Genomic DNA, 18,078 nt, shown 5'->3' on the forward strand with positions numbered 1-18,078 from the left:
CCCCTTTCTCCTTGTATGCTTGTTGGCTCGCACATTTCTAATTTGATTTTTTCTCAACCTGAAAATGCATGGATGCTTGCTGATTGCCCACTCCAGCTATCAGCTCCCACATGCCTGGCGTCGTATTGCCCGACACAAGCCATGTCCACTGTACAAATCCGTCGTTGCCCGCTGTCGCCTCGCCAAGATGCTTGGCCTGGCTTTGCCCACTTTTGTACATTACTTTTAATGAAGCAGTTGCACCCGGCTTTGTTAGTACAATAGCCGTAGCTTTGCGACCCGGTCTGAGCGGCACAGGTGATATCGATATAATTTGCAGTGGAATATGGTCGGGATCAATTTGCGCTGCTGAATCTTGCGCCGCTACAGCGTCGCTTATCCATACCCGCTCTGAAGCCTGCTCCCTTAAAACCAGCTTTTGCCTCATGAAGGGCAGCTGCATTGGAAATTCATATTCCGCTTCGATAATCAGATAAGGCTGCTGCTTATTTTTCAAATCCGGCAGCGATAGCCTTGAAAGCCTGATTCTATCTTTCTCCAGTACAGCCTCGTCTGCATGTTGACGGAGCAGCGGTTCTACCGCTCCTCTTCCAAGTTCCGTTGCTGCCATATCTTTAAGCGGTGTCCAATCGCCGCTTAATGCAGAGGAAGCTAGTGTTCCTGCCGGATCAGGCAGCCACTTGGCAGCATCACCTGCCGCAGCGCTCCAATCAGCGAGCGGCAGGTGTGCAGCACTAAATTCCGATATAGATGCAGAAAATTTCTGATAGGTTAACTCTACAGGATATATATGAGCGGCAATTTGCCTGGCGGAATGCGAGGCTGCTGCTTGAAGCGCCATTTGAAGTGCGCACACACGTATAAAAATAATGAATACCATCAGCACAAGCAGGAGCATCGGCATAACTAGCGCTGCTTCCATAACGATGCTGCCGCGCTCCCCCTTACGGCGATCAGTATGACCAGCCAATCGTCTGCGTCGTTTCATAGCGGCCATTCGTCACCCTTCCCTGCAATAATCCATAGCTTCCTAGCAGCTGCATGACACCAGGCAAAAACCACAGCTGTGCAGTTGTCCGCACCTCTCCTGTTACAGCTGTGGAAACACCAGACAGAGTAACCCCGCTATTTTGCTCAATAACCGCAATCATTCTAGACACGACTGCTTCTTTGTTAGCGCCGCCATGCAGAAGCATAAAAAGCCGCAAATAATCGGTATACGAAATTTCTACATTGACATATTTAGATAACGGGGCCGATCCCCGATTGGCAAATGCGAGCATGTCTTCCATCGTCTTCTCCAAGCCATAAATAAGCGAGCAAGATAAAATCAAGAGGGGATGTCCAGCAGGTCGGCAAGTAGACAACCCTTCCATAGTGCGAATTGCCATGCGTACGCTAAACAGCTCGCCATAAGCTGCGGCCACATTGCCTATGCGATTATGAAAACCATAAATCACATATTCGGCTTCTTGATTATGAAAGGTCAGCGCCTGCGTGAGCTCAGCGGTATCCCCATATTCAAGCATCATCTTCAATTGCTGCGGGGCAAAAAACGAATATCGCTGCAATACATACTCGCCAAAATATACAGTATCTCTAGCCTGCTCCAGCATATCGGCTACCCCGCCGAACAAGCCATTTGAAAGCTCCGCAGAAGCTTCAGCCTGAGCATGGGCATCGTCGCCAAACGTTTTTGTTTCAACATTTGAGCCTTGCGCAGCGGCTGCATTAAATTGCAAATTTCCATTGTAGCGCTCTTCCAGCTGATTAAATATTGCCTGCTGTTCTTCTGAACCAGCAACGCTTTGAAAACCCTCCAGCATGTTGCCTGCCTTTTTCCATAACGAGCCTAGCTGCTTTTCTTGCTCTTTACGCTGCTTTTCGAGTCCTTCATTTGCTAGCTCCTGCTGACGCTTGGCAATAATAGTACCTGGCTGAACATACAGACCTGCATATTGTCCAGACTGCATAATCATTTTCGCTAATCCAGTATGGAGTATGGTTGAGTAACGATCTACTAGATCAAGCAGCACCGTAAATGCTGAGGTGAATCCACTTGCTTCGTTATGAAAAGCTGTATACGACTGAGCCTGATCATCCAGTTCAGCTCCATATTCAGTGAACCAAGCGTCGGGTAAAATCAGCTGGTCCGCTGTCTTTTGTATATCCTGCAGTTCAGAGACCGCTCCGGACGGCAAAGATTGCAAATCCGAGCCTACGACTTGTTTGCCAGATACGCGGTCATATCCGCTATAGGCGGGAGACTGTTTCGCCTTGCTTTCAACCCGCCGCATTTCCTCATTCAACAGCCTTGCTTGCTCCAGCTCGTCCTTCGCCGTGCTTTGCAGCTCTACATGCTCGCGCATCACCTTAGCGCTCAGTTTCTTGAGCTCATTAATCAGCGTAATTGCTTCTGATTTATATTCCGCTCTTTCCTGCGTATATTTTGGTGCTTTGCCTGCGGCTATTAATTGCTCGTCAACGATGACCCAGCCGGCATATTCCTCATAACGCCGACTAAGCGATGCTGCTGTCCCATCTCCTGCTCTTGAGATATCCAGCTCCCCATACGGCAGAAGCGCCTTCAAGCCGCTTGTTCCCACTGCATCAGAAGCCTGCTTTTGCAAGGCTAATATACGAGCGATACTCGCTTGGCGATTGTCATACAGCTTGCGCAGCTGCTCCAGCAGGTCCACTGTCACAGCCGACTCCTTCATCGCCTCCGACATAGGAGTAAACTTGGAAGCCAGCTCCAGTGTAAAATCAATCGGTGCTTTATATTTCATCTCTTCCAGCACCTGTCTTTCAAACACCTTATGGCTGCCCAATACCGCTGCCTGATCCGTATGTGAATGGACTACATTGGCATCAATTGGCCGAGAAAAAGCAGCGGATGATGCACTACGCTCCACATTCGCTTTTACAACCTCGCTATAAATCGTATCTGCACTTGTCCCGCCTCGCCCAAATAATCCGTATTGCTCATAAAGCTGACTATCGAAGGCAGATAATACGGATCGTATACCTGCTCTAGCTGCATCCTCGGTTATTTTATGGAGAGCTGCTATTCTGGCGTAATCAATAAGGATGGACATGAACAGCAAAAGCGACGATAGCACCATAGCGGAAAATATAGTAACTGCACCTTCACGCCGCCACAGCCATTTGCGTAAGCAGCTTTTTCTGGCTACATACTGACTCAGCCTTTCAGATCGGCTTGCTTTCATTTTTCACCTCCATTTAATGATCCTTTGGCGTTACTCTTACTGTCTTGTTTGCTATAGGTGGATAGCACCTGACTAGCCTGTTCCTTCCCGCTGCCCTGAGGACTGCCAGCAAATTTAGCCGTATAATATCTAACCAAATCAACGCCACGAATAAAATCGACAGGATCGGTAACCGGGCTGGAAGCAACCGTCTTAGGCTCCCGAATGCCTAAGATACGCTCAAGCGGCTGCATAGACACAGGCTGTAAAAGCTTTGTCTCAATATGGCGCTGAATGACCGTACGATGGTAGCCAATGCTCCCCTCAAAAGGAAGCCCTCGCTCAGCATCCATCCACCCTGCAGCCGCTGCCATTTTTTGTTCAGGCAAGCTATCCCCAGCAGCCCCTTCCAAAGGCAAAACTAACTGGAAATCCGTTGACTCGGTGCCTAAGCCGAACAAAGAGCTGAGCATCCGCTCCTCATTCATTCGCCAGTATAGGCTATCGTATTCACCTTCCGGCAGTAGGCCCGTCCGCGGATTACGGAAGCTGTTATCCCAACCGAAGGCCGTACGCTCCGTCGTAACGGAAGCCGAATAATAAAGCACTGTCTTCTGGTACATGTACATCCCAAGCAGGAGAAACAACAAAATAACAGTGAGCAGCAGCGGGAAAACGAGCGTTGATTCCAGCGTAAAGCTGCCCTGCTCCCCGTGCAGCCACTTGCGAACCAGCGGCCTAAGAGAAAATTTTGTCTGCTTGGTCATCGGCCTTGCCCATTAAACGCTCAATGAGTTCTATAATCCAATCCTTGAACAGCAATGCAATAATGATAACAACGGCAATGATTAAAATAATTTCCAGCGTACCTAAGCCGCTCTCCGATTTCCAAAATCTTTTCCATGCTTTTTTTACTGTTGTCATCGTTCCAGCTTCCTCTCTATTTTCAATTGCCCCGTTAAGGCTTAAGACATTAACAGCATGGCAGGAGCAGCGATAAACACCATCAACACGAGCAAAATGCCAACCAGCGGGAAAACAAGCTTCGAGGATGCCTCCTCGCCGCGCGCCCGCGCAACAGCCTTGCGCTTCTCCCACAACGTATAAGACAGCTCCCGCAGCGCCAGCACAAAATGCTCCCCGCCTCGGCGATAATTCAGCAGCAGCACTGTCGTAAAAATCGAAACCTCCTGCACCGCGCAGCTGCGATTGAATTTCTCCGCTGCTGTACTAAACGACTCGCCATTGTGCAGCGAATATACGACTTTGTTCCATTCTTTATACAGCGGATGCTGCGTAATGTCCTTGCCTTCAAGGCAGCGCCCCAGCGCCTGCAAGACGGTTTCGCCCGCTCCGACCAGAAGCATTAGCTTGCTGATCATTTCCGGCAGCTCCAAAATAATTTCCTGCTTGCGCTGCTTAATCAGCTTCCCTGCTTCCAGAAGCTGGCGAACAGGCAGCAGCAAGCCAAGCAGTGCCCCCATTGCCAGCAGCAGCGGTTCGCCTGCTGCACAAGCCAGTAAGGCGCAGCCTATCATGGCGCCATATCCGTAACCAGCAGCACCGCCAAGCTGCTCTTTCGTCTGCTGCAGCTGCCACCGGATTCCCCGTAAAATAACGAGCTTAGCGTGATAGCTGCTAAGTGAAAGTGCCATGTACTCATACAAGCGGCTTCTTTCCAATAGCTCGCTGAACGGCTCAATGAAAAGCAAATGCTTTAAAGCATCCTGCTTGCGTTGTTTTTGGCGGGATACAGCCAAGATCATTCGAAGACGCTTTCCACCGATAATGAACAGCCATGACGCCATGAGCACAATCGGAATTGCTATCATTTGCGCTCGCTCCTATACACGAATACTCATTATTTTATGGATAAACCAAAAGCATACTAACAATGCCCCAAGGCCAATCGTCAGCAGCAAATAGCCCATTCCTCCATATAGAGGAGCCATATAATCCGGAGCCATTAGATTCAAAAGGCCAAGAAATATAAAGGGAATCGCCATCATAATGCGTGCCTCAAAGCGTTTTTGTGCCAGCAGCACCATAATATCCTGCTGGATTTCCAGCTTTTCGCCAATCGTCTGCGCCGTACGCTTCATCACCTCTACCAAATCGCCTCCAGTGCGCTTGCAGGCAGCAAACACATCAACGAATTGTACGATATCCTCTACATGAGCGCGGGCTGCTAGGCTTCGCAGCGCATGCTCCAGCGGCTCCGCATGCTCAAGACGGTGCTTAACGATTTGAAACTCCAGCAGCAGCTCCGTTCTTGGGTCAGGATAAAGCAGCTTTAAATCATCCAACGTCGCAATAAAGGCATTTTCCACCGATCTTCCTGCCGCAAGACAGGAGGTCAGCGAATAAAGCGCCTCCTTGAATTGCAGCTTCAACCGCTCCTTGCGACGCGAAATTAATGAAGCCTTGTAATAACGTGGTGCGCATAATCCCAATCCGGCTGCGATGAGACAAACCAGAAGGGAATGGTACACCGTATACAGAGCAGTAAAAACAGCTGCATAACCGATAATTGCTGCCACTGCGAACTCGCGATAAGACAGCACATACCTATCATAATTCGTTAAATATCCGGTCTTGGACGGCTGCCAGCTGGTATTACTCCCGTTCCCGTCTTCACCTTCACTTCTGTCACCTTCGTGCTCAAGGCCACACCAGGAGAGCGCTCTATTGAGCAGCCGTTGCCCGACTATCCCTGTGTTCTTGGCTTTCTTGGCTTTCTTGGCTTTCTTGGCTTTCTTGGCTTTCTCCGCTTTCTCCGCTTTCTCGGCTTTCTCCGCTCTCATCGCATTCCCCAATATCTTCAAAACGCTCCTCCTCCAGTGTTAGTCCTGCCATTTGCAGCTTGTTCCGGTGAAGAAGTGAATGAACGGTACGCTTTAAAGCTCCTAGCACCTTGCCGTCTTTCTCTCCCTCCTCCTCAAAACGGAACAAGGGGCGAAGCTCGATTTCCCCACCATCTATGCCGACAATTTCAGCTATTTCTGTTACACGGCGCGTACGGTCGCGAAACCGCGATAGATGAATGACAATGTCCAATGCGGAGACGATTTGCTGCCGAATGACCTGAACGGGCAAATCAGCTGCACCAAGTGCCATCGTCTCGAGCCTTGCCATCATGTCGCGCGCACCGTTGCTATGACCAGTGGACATGCTGCCTGAATGCCCGGTATTCATCGCTTGCAGCATATCCAGCGTTTCCGGCCCCCTTACCTCGCCGACGATGATTCGATTAGGACGCATCCGCAGCGATGCGCGAATAAGATCGCGAACCGTAATTTCACCTTTGCCCTCGGTGTTGGCATTGCGCGTCTCCAGCGATACTAGATTGGCAACGCTGCGAATTTGCAGTTCAGCAGAATCTTCAATGGTTACAACTCGCTCATCAGCAGGAATAAACTGGGACAACGCATTCAGGAAAGTTGTCTTGCCCGTCCCTGTCCCTCCGCTAATAAAAATATTGTATTGCGCTGCGGTCAGCTGCTGCAGAAAGCCTGCTGCCTCTGCGGTTAAAGCTCCCGCCGCAACGAGCAGCTCCATCGTCATTGGGCGCTCAGGAAATTTGCGAATCGTCATCGCTGGTCCGCGCAAGGCTACAGGCGGCAGTACAACGTGGACGCGAGAGCCATCCTTAAGACGGGCATCAACAATAGGCGAAGACTCGTTCACGACACGATTGACACCTGCAACGACAGCTTGAATCAAGTCCTCCAGCCGCTCCTTGCTTTCAAAGGCAGCTGGCAGTTGTGTCATCGTTCCGCTTCGTTCAATAAAAATTTCGCCGTGATGATTGATCATAATTTCAGTAACTGCCTGATCATCCATCAGCGGCTGTAAAATATCCAAACCCCGAAAGGAATGAAACAGCCTCCGAACCAACTGGACCTTCTCTGCCGCCGTAAGCGGACTTCCACTATTGCAATAGTCAAATACCGTCTGCTCCACGTTTCGCGTCAGCTCTTCATCCGTTACAGCGCCGCTGAAATCAAGCTGCGACCTAATCTGGTTTCTTAATGCAAGTACCAGCTCATCGGTTAGCAATCCGAATACCTCCCTCGCTTACCAATTGCTGAAACAACCGCTCTACGGCTGCTTTATACAATGGCGACGCAGCAACTACAACCGGTGATGGACTCCCTTCAGCAGCTTCAGGCAGCGCTGCGGCAATCGAACGGCTTCCATTTCGCAGCTTAATCGTAAACATATCTGGAGGCCTCCCCTCTGCTTCATCACCTCCGGCTGGCGTAATACGGCGATTAACAACAAGTCGGATGCGGCGGCTAAGCGACTGAAAATCTTCTTTCCACCTGCGTTCGGCGCAGCCAAACGCCAGCTCTGCCTTCCGCTGAATGGATAGGTCATCGGTAACCAGCCACAAAACCAAGCTGCTTTTCCTCAAAATCGACAGCTCAAGCTCGCCCATCCCATCCTGCAAATCGATTAAAATGAGATCATATTGCCTTGTAGCTCGGAGCAGTTCTACCATCGCCACTGCATCCACTGGCAATAGGCTGTAACGATCCTCCTCATTGTCGCAGGGCAAAATAAAATCGGCTTTCAGCGCCGGGTGGCGCTTGCGATGCTGCGCAAGCCATGCCCCTGCCTTATCTGGCTCAGCCTTCAGGTGATAAAGCAGCTGTGACATGCCTTCTCCCTCGGGCAGCACGCGCTGGTCTCCCGCTCCCAGCCACACCTCAAGGGCGCTCCAGCGCTCCAGCGTCAAATAAAAAACGCGGCAGCCATGCTTGGCAGCTGTATTCGCCAGCTTGAGCGCAAGTGCTGTCTTGCCAACTCCGCCAGAGGCCGAGCCGATAGCAATAACTGACGCTCCGCCCTCACTGCCTGCATTAACTGCGCTCGACCGGACTGCTCCATGCAGAGCCGCCAAGCTCTGCAATAATTCCGGGAGCGGCTGATATTGCAGCAGCTCCGCATCATACTGAGCATCTTGCCCCTTAGCAGCTACGAATGCCGCCACTGGCACACCAGCGGGCAGGTGTGGAGCAGCGGCAGCGAGAATAGCAGGCTGGGCCGCGATTAAATCAACGGCATAGCCTCCCTTGAGAAACTGGATGAGCGAGGCCGGGTTTGTAAAAGCTGTTAGCTGCCAATGCTCACCGAAGGAACTATCCCTCACGTATTCTGCAAGTCTTCTTGCATACTCCAGCTCACTTACTGCAACAGCTAATTGATAACGCACCATTCATCCTCCTTTCGAAGCAAAGCTACAACCAGCAATCTGAGTTCAGACAACGCAAAAAAGCACCGTAAAGGCGCAGTTTACCTGCGGTCCTTTACGGTGCTTCCGTAGTCATCCAATTTAAGATTGAGAAAAATTTATCACGACGATATGTATCCTGTCAACTGCTTTTTTTCTTTTGCAAGTTCATTTCTAGTTTTAGACTTAAAATAGGATTAGATTTTAATTATATTTATTTTTCATAAAATGGAAATATGCCGCTTATACCTATTTCCCTTAGCCCTCTTCCATTAGCCTCCTCCATTCGCTGATTTAATTGTAGGTCCTTAACTTTCTCAAACTGCAGCTAGATAAACATAGTTAAAAACAATTACACCGTAAAAGACCATAATTACATATGACCTTTTACGGTTTTTTATCAGTAGATACAAGCAAAATTAGTATTTATAAAACTTACATTTACCCGATATATTCAATTAAACATAGGGCAGACGGATTCGACTGTTTAACACCATTACTTGATGAAATGATAATATTGCATTTGTCATCGGTATCACATACGAAAAAAAGCTCGGCCGTAACATTAAAACCAAATTTATGACGAGCTACATCTGCTACTGCTAATATAGTTGGATTTGCTTCCGCGGTTTTAAGCGTGAATGTTGCAGGGGTATCTTCCGTTACAGCGTTGGCAGGGGAATAGAGCCTTACTTGCGTAATAATCGAATTAATAGGTAATATAATTTCTAAATTTTGATTCCCCAAATAAGGAAATCTCCCGTTCGGTCCCTTTACAGATATAATCTTCTTTTGCACAATTCCAACATTTGCCCTCTCGTATCCAAGCGTACATTCCCATATATTTTTAGGGCTGTCATTTAAACCACGACAATTTCTAAATTTAATTTGGGGCTGCCCTCCAAGATTCCCAAGCGAATTTGTACTTACATACGAAATAAAATCCTTCGGTCTAGTATGCTTGGCAATCTGGCAATTCTCATAAATAATATTATGAGGGAATGCCCATGAATTACCCGTGTAATAATATTGATGTTGCCCCATAAGCGTACAGCCATCGAATTTAATAATGGGCATTTTCACATTCGTTGATTTAAATAAGGCGGTAACCCACTGATGGCTCCCATTATTGTATTGCTGAGAATCACTATCACAGCTTATGAATGAAACAGCACCATCAGCCCATTCACATTCAATTAGCTTCGCTAAACCATATTTTGTTTCAAATCTAGCCCCTATACATAAAAATCTCTGTACACCGCTTACATGTGAAGCTCCTAGCAATTTAAAAAAAGTAGTGTTGCCACCATTACTATCCGTATTTATGAAGCTTCCACCCCAGATATTGATATTTCCACCTTTTTCGAAATGCAGAAAGTCCCCTCTAGAAGCCTCATATTGACAAGCAAAAAAATTATAATTTAGGAATTGGTCATTTGCTGTTGTACTTTCCGAAAATATCGTTTTATTCCATTTTCCATAAAAACCACAGTGAAACCACGTAAATTCACTATTTGTATTTAACCCTTCTAGCTTCCAACCATAATTAAAATTAATAAAATCACATTTATCAAACGTATAGTTTTGAGCCCCGCCTTTCGAATACGAATACATAAAATTGGTTTGTTTTTCGTAATCACCGACAAATGTAATTCCTTCAAAATGAATGTGCAGCCATTTGTCATTATTGTAAAACAAATAACCGTTCGTACCTGAATTTGGTTTAAATAAAATCCTTGTAATTCCTCTTCCAGACCCTCGGAAAGCTAAGCCACGAGCCCTCTTTGTATTGGAATTCCCTAAAATTTTCGGATTACTGCTTGAAACGACATAGGTACCAGCAGGCAAATCAATGACCGTATTTCCTTGTGGATTCGTTATTTCACTTACATTATTAGTAATTCGTGATTGAATAAAGGCTTCAAGATCAATAAATGCCTGAGTCGAATTGGTCATTCCGGTTTTATCAGCACTAAACCATTCAATATTGGAACCACGACTTTCAAATTCCTTATCAATTTTCTGAAAATTATTTTTTATTTCATTAATTTTTAAGCTTTCATCTCCAGCATTAACACTCATTTTGAGATTATCTGTTTCATTAGATGCCACATGCCTCTCCTCCTATTGACTATACATTTTTACTTCCTCTCTTTATCTAAATAGCGTTTTATTTAAAAATTCATCTCATTAGCCTGTTTACAGATGATTACGAACTTCAATCAATGGAGGATAAAAGCTTTGATACAAATAAAATATTCTGCTTGGCTCCATTGTGTGTGTAAGCTTTTGCAATGAGTGTACATTCCTGCTTTAGTACATAAATAATCTCTATAAACTAAAAAAAAGCAAGAGAGCACAGGCAATTCTGCTGCACTCTCTTGCTTTTTTCACTTTCCCGTTGCTTATCCCAGTACTTATCCCGGCCCGCCCGCCTGATACTCCAGCAGCTTGCTGAACATCCCCTTGGACTCGCGATACAGCTGATTATAGCCGCCTTGCTGGATGATTCTGCCCTCTTCCAAGACGATAACCTGATCGGCGTCACGAATCGTTGACAGTCGGTGGGCAATGACAATAATCGTTAGTTTGCCCTTCAGCTGCTCAAGTGCCTGCTGAATTTTCAGCTCATTTTCGCTGTCGAGTGAGCTGGTTGCCTCATCCAGTACAAGGATCGACGGCTTCCTAAGCATCGCTCGCGCCAATACAATGCGCTGCCGTTCACCGCCAGACAGCCTTACCCCGCGATCGCCCACGATCGTGTCCAGTCCCTGCGGCAGCGCGCGAACGAAGGCATCAGACGCCGAAAAAGCGAGCGCCTCCCACAATTGCTCCTCCGTCGCTCCCGGCAGTACGAGCTTTAAATTTTCACGAATGCTGACATTAAAAAGAAAGGGGTCCTGCGAGACATAACTCACCGCGCTGCGGTAAGCAAAGCGATTGCTATCGTCCAGCGGAGCACCATCGAGCAGCACCGCTCCGTGCTGGGGTACGATTAGCCCGATTAACGTATCGATCAGCGTACTTTTTCCCGCCCCGGACTTGCCGACAATTGCCGTCATGCTGTTCGCCGGGATACGCAAATTAATATGCTTCAGCGCATACGTCTCATCCTGCTCCCGGTAGCGATAATACACATCCTGGCAGACCAGCTCATGCACAAGCTTCAGCGCAGCAGGCTCTGCCTGCTCTGCCTGCTTTGTTCGCTCTGTTGGGTCAGCAGGCTTATTCAGCTGCATTTCCTCAGCAGCGCCACATTCCTTCATCAAGTCATTCAAGCTCTTGAATGCCGGGAGCGTCAGCACGATTTGCTCCATAGAGGTTTGAATGAGCGTCAGCTTCGGCCACAGCCTTGTAAAAATCAGCACAATTAATGTAAGCTGCGCTACCCCAACCTGCAGAACCTGCACCGATAAAAATACGCAGCCCGCAATCATCAACGCTGAGATACTTTTAAATAGGAGCTGGCTATTGGATTGCAGCTTCACAAACTGCACATTATTGTGCTCCATTTGCTGCGTCAGCTTGCTGAACCAGGACAGATGACTTTCCTCCAGCCGATTGCTTTTGATCTCCTTAATGCCATTGAAATGATCGGTTATGCCCGCCACATAGCTCTGCGACAGCTCTGTCAGCCGGGTGCCAAGCGACCTTGCTCCTCGCGTGTATTTACGTGAGAACAAGCTGATTAGGCCACCGCAAATTAAAATAAGCAACGTCAGCTGATACGACAGATAGAAGGCTAGCCCGATTTGTACAAGCGTAAATATTCCCGTCGTAACTAAACGAAGTGAGAGCTGCACACCCTGATTAACCCGAGATAGCTCGGAAGACAAAATATGATTGAAGTCCGACTTGCGCTTGCCAAGAAAAAAAGCCCAGTTCGATTGCAGCAGCGCCTGATAAATATCCATCCGCAATTTCGTTACAAAGCTTTGAAGCAGGGCAAAGCCCTGATTCGTCTGCTGTCTTTGCAGCAGGCCCTGCCCAACATTAATGCCGATGAAAATAGCCAGTACAGCTGCAAGCAGCAGCTCCTGCGGCAGCTCGCCAAGCCAGACGCTGACCTGCGGTACGACTGGCAAGCTTGCGCTTTGCACATCAAATAAACCGATGATGCCCAGCAGCGGTATTAAGACGAGCAGCCCTACGCCCTCAAGCGAGCTGACAATCATAATACCCAGCATGTTCAAGTAAAGCTTCTTTCCTGCAAACTGATGCAGCTTTTTCATATATAGCAAAATCGGTTTCATATACTCACCCTTTTGCGAGGCTGCTTGAGCCTTCGATAAAAATACAGAAACGGCCGCAGCGGAAAATATAGAAAATGCAGTCCCTTAGGCAAAGGCAAAGTCTGCGCATCCCAGGCGCTTGGATAAAGCTTGCCGATGAAATGGGTCAGCTTCTCCCGGCTTGTCAGCAGCATAAAGGTATAACGCTTATAAAGCAGCGCCATCTTCTTCTCCTCTGGAATCGGGCTGATCGTAACCGTCTCCTGAATAAATGGAAAAATGCAGCGTACAAGCCTATGCACGAGGGGGCTGTCGGTCAACGGCAGCAGTGTCTCGGGAAGCTTTACACCGAATAGCTCTCGCGCCAAAACAAGCGCCTGCCCTATGGCCGCCGCTCCTCCGTTTCTCCGTGTTTCCTCTATCAGCGATTCGCCGCCGTCCTCGCAGGCAGAAGCAAGCTGGGCAATATCATGCAGCCAGCGCAGCCGGAACCAGCCATGTCTTGCGCCATGGCTGGCGAGATAATGAAACAGATGCTCCGGCCCTAAATAAGGGATCGGACTTCCCGTCTGCTCATAGATTCTGCGCTGCGCCCATAATTGCTCGAAGGACACTTCCTTCACCGCATCAGGGCTGAGTCGCCAGTGCAGCTCAATTTGCGTCTGATTGATCGTATGCTCGAAGCAGCTATGATGCGTTTTCCACTTTAAATCATTAAACAAACGCGGCGCCGGGTCCCGATCATAATAACCAAGCTCTTCAAGCAACGCCTCGGCTCGGTCAACATCCTCTATTGGCACTAAAATATCCAGGTCCTTGCTTGTGCGCTGGGAAATATCGCCGTAAAGCTCATGTGCAATAACTGGCCCTTTCAATTGCAAGGAGCGTATGCCGCGCTCTGCCAAAGCCGCTACAATCCGCTGCATCTCGGCGCTGAGCCTCAGCATCATCAGCGTATTGGCGTAATAATCCTGCTGGAGCGTCAGCAGCACCGACTTCGGCAGCACCGGCTTCACAAGCTGCTTCAGCTTCAAATAGAGGCTTGGATATACACGGTGATGGCGCGCCAATTCGATAATCTTCTCCCCGTTCAGCCTGCTGCCGGCCCAGCGGCGGCCAATGACTGCCGGATCGGCATTTGGCCGCAGGCACTCGAGAATAAATTGCAATTCAAGCGGAAGGTTAGCCACTTCCCATTCATACGTTTTATCCATAGCGTTGCTCCTTCTTCCGCTTAATCTGATTACCGAACAAGCCAACGACGGTGAAACGACCCATTTCTTCGACACCTGTTATGTAGTAGGGGCCGCTGCGAAGCCAGGCATGGGCAATCATTTTGCCTGATTCGTCCTTGGCTGTGCCCAAATAGAGCGTGCTCGCTATTTTTCTGCGTTTCAGCAGCTTCATCGCGGCGATTCCCTTAACGAGACATTCGCTTTCCCACCAAGTATAGCGGCTCATCTGCCGTATCGCTTTCGCCACCTCACTGAGCATCTGCTCATGCTCCGCTACCCGCTCATAGGGCGTCTCCTTCATAGGAACACCTAGAGTAGGGGCAACTTTAGCGAAAGGAATCAGTTTGAGAAGACGCGCCCAGGCGAGCAGCATATAGGCTTCGAACAGAAGAAGCTTGCTGCGAAGCGGCAGCAAGGTGAACTGGCTCCATTTTTTAAGCAAGACAATCGAACCGCCCTTTCCTTGAACTATTCGCTAATCTGCCGTAGCTCCTGCTCCGCCATTCTGTGCGCCTGCATTCGAGACAGGCTCAAGCAGCCCTTCCGCATACAGATCCTGTAAAAAATCTGCCACCTGCTGGTCGCATGCCGCTGGCTCCACTTCATACTCTTTGAGCAACTGGGCCACAATGTCGCGGCGTGTCACGGGCGACGCCGTCCGCTCCCAAATGATGCCGCCCAGCTTGCCCATGTTGTAATATTTGCCCGAAGACAGGCTTAACAGCACTTTATCGCCATCCATATCAGTAGCCAAATGACCTTCTGTCCGCTGGATTATCTGTTCAGGCTGCAGAAGCGGTCTAGCTTGTTTAGACATTTGCCTCACGTCCTTTCTGAGTCGCTGCTAGTATTAGATCAACCATTTCATAAGCGGAAAATGCTCCTTCTGCGGGACGCTGCAATTGATAAGCCTGCACGCTTGCTGCAAGCCGAACAACAGCAGAAAAATGCCAATTTTGCAGCCTTAAAGGCGCAATTAGAAAATGTCGGAAGGTGTGGTTCAGCAATACAGGCAGCTTCGCTAGTGAATGCAGCTGTGATAGCGATACCGCATTTGCTTCTGTGCGCGAAAGCTCAAATACGGCGGCGAGTGGAAGTGGAGAGGCTAGGAAGCTGGCAGATAACGGAACAGCGAATTTGGATACGGAATAGGCAAGCGGCTTATAAAGCTGACTCGTTCTTCCGAGCTGCTCGACGCTTTGCTGCCACAGCTTTTGCTGCGGATAGGAGGGCATGACAATTGACGAGCCATTTGCACCAGCCTCCGGTTCCTTTAAGGCAATGACATCATCACTAAGCAGGGGATAGCCACGGTCTATAAAAGCTGCGGCCAGCGTCGACTTTCCTGCCCCAGAGTCCCCTACGAAAGCATAGGCCTTGCCGTCTATGGCTATAGCGCTCCCATGCAGCGGCAGCTGCTTTCTCTGCAGGAGCAGCGCGCCTAGGCATGTTCCAAGCAGGTAAAGCCGGAGCCTGCCCTCATCCATGTTTTCGCATGGCTCCACAATAATCCGTTTGCCCTCTTGAATGCAGAAGCTTGCGACCTCGTGAATATAAAAAAACAATTTTGCGCCGTGAACAACGTAATGATCCTGCGTTTGCTCCAAAATCGGCCACGTAAATTCTGGCTTAGCCAGCTCTATTTCAACATCTGCAAACGCTTTCGAATTTTCCGCCTCAAGCAGCTCAGGCAGCTCAATTTCACTGCTGATACATAAGCCGAAAGCGTCGTAGATTGCTTTTTTCCCAGTTACTATCATCGCGTTCACCCTTATATGAATAAAATCGCGTTGCTTCAAGCCATCAAAAGTAATCGTTTCGCGGTGAAACCTGTACTTCCCTATATTTGAACAAAATCAACAAAGTCCTTGTACAAGGATATCCTGCTGTATAAGGACCTTGTTGATCACTTTTACTGCATAAGTATAATGGATTTATTTCTAGGAAAAGGAAGTGCCTGGATCGATAGGGAACGGAGTTGGGTCATCAGTGACGTCAAAGTCCCCCGCTTTTACAAAATCAATGTAACGTGTACCTACGCCAGCCATCGTCTCGCTCACTTGCAGCGTTTCGAGAACCGGAGCTTGCCATTGTTGTTTCTCCATGCTTATTCACCTCCCTTCAAATTAAACTGCCGGACAAACCGGCAGGCTACGAGGCAATGCAATAAATAACGGCTGTTTAAATCAACCGCGTATTCCGGCTTCGGCACTAAGCCGACCTGTTCCAGCGAAGTCCTCATCTGCTCTACATTGAAAAACTGTGCAAGATACGAATCGTTGCAATATTGCCGCAGCTCCTCTACAAATGCAGACCAAACCGGCGTCATTCGATGAACCCAATCCGCTGCTTGAATGCCGCGCACCCGCTGGTTTAACCGAATTTGATCGGGCAAATAGTTGGCCGTTGACTCGCGGATTAAAGCACGGTCGTAACCGTCATGAACGTATTGCTCAATCGGAACAGACAAGCAAAACTTCACAACCCGCGGATCGCTGGTCGGGTCTCGTTCCCACAGCGCATAGCTTAGCGATAGCTTGGTGCGCTGCGTACCGCTCATATTGGTCATCGCCATATCCTGAAAAGGCCCCGGCTGCGCTTTAATCGCATCTTTTTCAAAAACGCTGCCTGCCCCTGCCTGCCGCTCCTTCAATCTGGCAAAGACGTTCATCCGCTTGGCAAAAGCCGGATTGATCATGAGCGGCATCTCCTGCTGCCCATGATCCTGGTCCCGAGGAAACAGCTTCGGATAGGCGTTTTTCCCAACATAATACATAAGCCGTTTCCGCCCGACTGCCTTACGCTTGCCAAACATCGTCACTTCCCGGTACAGCCGCAGCCATTGCAGCCGCTTGAGGAGCAACGAATAATAATCGATGGCAGGCCCCCACGAGATCGAATGGTTTCCCATTGCTCCCGTAAGCAAAATGCCCATTCCCTGCTGCTGCGACTGCTCGTAAACCCCTTTAATCCAAAATGAATTTTCTGCAAATTTAAAGGGGATCTCCAGCATTTCCAGCCATTCATCCGCTTCCGACAGCGGGCTGCGGCCCTGCAAATCCAAATATTGATCGGCAATATTGCCAACAAACTCGACAGTTTTCTTTATAAAGGGACGTTCATCCGCCATATGCCGCCTGGACGTCCAATCCTGAAAATTCGGTTCTGGCACATAACTGAAGGTATGCAGCTGCTTTTGCTGCGCCTGTAGTGATTTTGCCGCGAAGCTGACGACCGAGCCAGAATCGAGGCCGCCGCTAAGCGTTGCGCCTACCTTCCGAAACGTCCTCATCCGGGCATTGACCGCTTCCTGAAAAATCTCCTGGAAAGCTTCCGTGTACTCCTCACGTCGCTTCAGCCTCAGCTGCTCGGGGGACTCCACCTTGCTGTGCTGCCAAAAATCAAGCTTGCCGTCCTTGATGCGAAAAGCATGCCCCGGCGGCACTTGCCGAATATGCTCATAGGGCGTTGCGAACAGGTCACTCGACTCATGAACAATAGCAACCGCCAAATAATCAGCGAGCCAGCTTTCATTCAGCTTTTTCTCCACATGATGGGCGGCAAGCAGCGGCGCAATGGTGGTGCAAAAGGAGCTTTGCCGAGCATCAGAGTAGATATAAAGCGTACGGCTGCCGAACAAATCGGTCGTACCGAACAGCTCGGATTTGCGCTGATTCCAAATGATGAACGCATAGTCGCCAATTAAATAACGCGGCGCTTCCTCTCCCCATTTGGCATAGGCCAGCATAATCAGCTCGCTATCCGGCATGCTGGCTCGCCGCTCGCGATCGATGAGCAGCTGCTCCCATAGAAATGGACGATTATCGATCATGGCATCAGCCGTAATCGTTAGTCCCAGCTCAGCTGCGTGAAAGGGCTGCGGCTGTCCGACCGATTCAGGCGTAATCCACTGGGCATGGCAGCCTAGGAAAACGCGTCCGTCATGCCAAGTATCGACGGCATCCGCTGGATATTTTTGCAAGGCTTGCATTAGGCGCAACCCCGCTTCTACGGAAACGGGAGCTTCGGAATCCTTCTGATAAATAGCGGCGATTGCGCTCATGCTGTGCCTCCTTCTTTTTGATACTAACTGTATTTATTATAGCACATAAAGATACAATTTGTATCATTTTTACCGAAACAATTATTCGTTTTAACCTATGCTT

At 48.9% G+C, this 18,078-nt stretch carries 16 protein-coding genes; all 16 read right to left on the bottom strand.

Annotated features, from left to right (window positions below; translation table 11 throughout):
- Positions 1-37: 37 nt before the first annotated feature.
- The 16 genes from MHB80_RS22425 to MHB80_RS22500 all read right to left on the bottom strand — a co-directional run bounded on the left by MHB80_RS22425 (position 38) and on the right by MHB80_RS22500 (position 17,975).
- Entirely contained in the window at positions 38-997 is a 960-nt protein-coding gene (locus MHB80_RS22425; RefSeq protein ID WP_341279064.1) for a TadE/TadG family type IV pilus assembly protein, read from the bottom strand.
- Entirely contained in the window at positions 954-3,230 is a 2,277-nt protein-coding gene (locus MHB80_RS22430) for a hypothetical protein (RefSeq protein WP_341279065.1), read from the bottom strand. Before MHB80_RS22430 ends, MHB80_RS22425 begins: the two co-directional genes overlap by 44 nt.
- Positions 3,227-3,976, bottom strand: coding sequence for a TadE/TadG family type IV pilus assembly protein (locus MHB80_RS22435; RefSeq protein ID WP_341279066.1), 750 nt, complete (start codon positions 3,974-3,976; stop codon positions 3,227-3,229). Before MHB80_RS22435 ends, MHB80_RS22430 begins: the two co-directional genes overlap by 4 nt.
- Complete coding sequence (locus MHB80_RS22440; RefSeq protein WP_341279067.1) at positions 3,948-4,133, bottom strand: Flp1 family type IVb pilin; 186 nt, start codon at positions 4,131-4,133, stop codon at positions 3,948-3,950. The genes MHB80_RS22435 and MHB80_RS22440 overlap by 29 nt, the downstream gene beginning before the upstream one ends.
- A gap of 41 nt (positions 4,134-4,174) precedes the next feature.
- Positions 4,175-5,041, bottom strand: a complete 867-nt coding sequence (locus MHB80_RS22445) for a type II secretion system F family protein (RefSeq protein ID WP_341279068.1) — start codon at positions 5,039-5,041, stop codon at positions 4,175-4,177.
- 12 nt (positions 5,042-5,053) lie between these two features.
- Complete coding sequence (locus tag MHB80_RS22450) at positions 5,054-6,013, bottom strand: type II secretion system F family protein (RefSeq protein ID WP_341279069.1); 960 nt, start codon at positions 6,011-6,013, stop codon at positions 5,054-5,056.
- Entirely contained in the window at positions 5,895-7,268 is a 1,374-nt protein-coding gene (locus MHB80_RS22455) for an ATPase, T2SS/T4P/T4SS family (protein ID WP_341279070.1), read from the bottom strand. The genes MHB80_RS22450 and MHB80_RS22455 overlap by 119 nt, the downstream gene beginning before the upstream one ends.
- Positions 7,255-8,430, bottom strand: coding sequence for a hypothetical protein (locus MHB80_RS22460; protein ID WP_341279071.1), 1,176 nt, complete (start codon positions 8,428-8,430; stop codon positions 7,255-7,257). The genes MHB80_RS22455 and MHB80_RS22460 overlap by 14 nt, the downstream gene beginning before the upstream one ends.
- 456 nt (positions 8,431-8,886) lie before the next feature.
- Complete coding sequence (locus MHB80_RS22465; RefSeq protein WP_341279072.1) at positions 8,887-10,557, bottom strand: hypothetical protein; 1,671 nt, start codon at positions 10,555-10,557, stop codon at positions 8,887-8,889.
- A gap of 305 nt (positions 10,558-10,862) precedes the next feature.
- Positions 10,863-12,698, bottom strand: a complete 1,836-nt coding sequence (locus MHB80_RS22470; protein WP_341279073.1) for an ABC transporter ATP-binding protein — start codon at positions 12,696-12,698, stop codon at positions 10,863-10,865.
- Positions 12,695-13,891, bottom strand: coding sequence for a nucleotidyltransferase family protein (locus MHB80_RS22475; RefSeq protein WP_341279074.1), 1,197 nt, complete (start codon positions 13,889-13,891; stop codon positions 12,695-12,697). Before MHB80_RS22475 ends, MHB80_RS22470 begins: the two co-directional genes overlap by 4 nt.
- Positions 13,884-14,360: a lasso peptide biosynthesis B2 protein gene (locus MHB80_RS22480; RefSeq protein ID WP_341283049.1), complete on the bottom strand. Its 477-nt coding sequence runs from the start codon at positions 14,358-14,360 to the stop codon at positions 13,884-13,886. The genes MHB80_RS22475 and MHB80_RS22480 overlap by 8 nt, the downstream gene beginning before the upstream one ends.
- A 27-nt stretch (positions 14,361-14,387) precedes the next feature.
- On the bottom strand, positions 14,388-14,729 hold the full coding sequence (locus MHB80_RS22485) for a lasso peptide biosynthesis PqqD family chaperone (RefSeq protein ID WP_341279075.1): 342 nt from the start codon (positions 14,727-14,729) through the stop codon (positions 14,388-14,390).
- Entirely contained in the window at positions 14,722-15,672 is a 951-nt protein-coding gene (locus MHB80_RS22490) for an aldolase (RefSeq protein WP_341279076.1), read from the bottom strand. Before MHB80_RS22490 ends, MHB80_RS22485 begins: the two co-directional genes overlap by 8 nt.
- Before the next feature lie 180 nt (positions 15,673-15,852).
- Positions 15,853-16,017: a paeninodin family lasso peptide gene (locus MHB80_RS22495; RefSeq protein WP_143088617.1), complete on the bottom strand. Its 165-nt coding sequence runs from the start codon at positions 16,015-16,017 to the stop codon at positions 15,853-15,855.
- A 2-nt stretch (positions 16,018-16,019) separates the two neighbouring features.
- A complete protein-coding gene (locus tag MHB80_RS22500; protein WP_341279077.1) occupies positions 16,020-17,975 on the bottom strand; it encodes an asparagine synthase-related protein in 1,956 nt (651 codons plus the stop codon).
- Between the last annotated feature and the right edge of the window lie 103 nt (positions 17,976-18,078).

The organism is Paenibacillus sp. FSL H8-0537, from assembly GCF_038051995.1.
Lineage (GTDB): Bacteria > Bacillota > Bacilli > Paenibacillales > Paenibacillaceae > Pristimantibacillus.